The sequence below is a fragment of the Plectonema radiosum NIES-515 genome (genome assembly GCF_025753815.1).
GTDB classification, from domain to species: domain Bacteria; phylum Cyanobacteriota; class Cyanobacteriia; order Cyanobacteriales; family Nostocaceae; genus Hassallia; species Hassallia radiosum_A.
Genome location: NZ_JAOWRF010000102.1, coordinates 1 through 1,521 on the forward strand (window position 1 = coordinate 1; position 1,521 = coordinate 1,521).

At 46.4% G+C, this 1,521-nt stretch carries 1 protein-coding gene; it reads right to left on the minus strand.

What is annotated here, in order from left to right; translation table 11 throughout:
* Positions 1-667: 667 nt before the first annotated feature.
* Positions 668-1,521 (minus strand): phosphopantetheine-binding protein (locus OGM63_RS06475; protein ID WP_263744679.1); only part of this gene is annotated, 854 nt, incomplete at its 5' end.

The following is a 1,521-nucleotide window of genomic DNA, read 5'->3' on the forward strand; positions in this document are numbered from 1 at the left end:
TTTCGGCTGGTGGTCATGGCTGGCCTCAATCGCTCAATTACTTGTCCAGATTGAGTTTCCCACTATTTTTGACCTCTGCAAATACCACCCTCGACAATTTCCCCTTTTCCTTAACTTGTCACCAATGTTGAATTACTTGCTACCCGTCTAAGGACACCACTACAAATAGAACAACATTTGACACTAGCTTTGGAGGCTGCGTACTGAGTCGCTGTTAAACCTGTTACTACGGTGATTGTGGAGTCCGTTTTATCTAAGCAAATTGACGATTTAGAACCGACTTTAACCCGGCATGGTTATGACGTGAGGGGCTTGGCGGAACAGTTTAATGCCAAACAAAAGTGAAATTAAATTGCTGTTTCGCGGGCAACTTGACCCAGCGCGATCGCGTGAATTACAGGAGCAAATGCTGGCGGCAGGGCTGCCGCTTTGAGTGGATTGAAAACGCAAGAAAAATGGAAGTATTTATAGTTGCAAATAATCCTGGTTGAAACCGATGATTGCAGGTTGGTTGCATTTAATCCTGGTTCAGTTGCAATTAATCCTGGTTGAAGCGTAATTATAGTTGCATTTAATCCTGGTTTGCTCAGGTCTTGATTGCAGGTTTGAGCGATTAGTATTGCAGGTCGTTACAGCTAAGACTCAAGGCTAATGGTATATTGTATAATTAAATATTTGGGTGTAATTGTTCAATAAACCACAAGCGCTGCTGTGCAAAGGATAATGGAATTTCGGCGGCTCTTGAAATCGGTAATACAGGCGAGACTTTTATAGATTGCCCCGGAGCGATCGCTATTTCAACGCGCTCAGCTAGGGAGGCAACAGTGGGAGATTCAAACAAGCTACGTAATGGTAATTCCACTGCCAAGGTGTCGCGCACCCGATAAATCACTTGAGTCGCTAATAAGGAATGTCCACCCAGTTCAAAGAAGTTGTGGTGAACGCCAACAAGTTCAATTCCCAAGACATCCGTCCAAATGCTGGCTAGCATCTCTTCAATAGGAGTTCTTGGGGCTACTAATGAACGTTCCAATTCGGGTTGAAAGTCTGGTACTGGTAGGGCGCGGCGGTCTACCTTGCCGTTGGGGGTAAGCGGTAGGACATCTAAGATAACGAACGCTCCAGGTATCATGTAATCAGGCAGTTTCTCTTTGAGGAAACCGCGCAAGTCGCTTGTGGCGATCGCGGATTTTTTGTTGGGAACAATGTATGCTGTCAGCACTTTGCGGTCTGGTACATCTTCTCGCGCCACAACTACAGTCTCTCGCACGGCAGGGTGCAAAGCGATCGCCGCCTCAATTTCTCCTGGTTCAATACGGAAGCCGCGAATCTTCACCTGGTTGTCAAGGCGACCTAGAAACTCGATATTGCCATCACTTAGGTAGCGGGCTTTGTCGCCGGTCTTATACAGGCGCTCACCTGGTTTATTATTGAAGGGGTTGGGGATAAATTTCTCATTTGTCAAATTAGGACGGTTAAGGTATTCCCGTGCCAGACCATCACCACCGATGTATAGTTCGC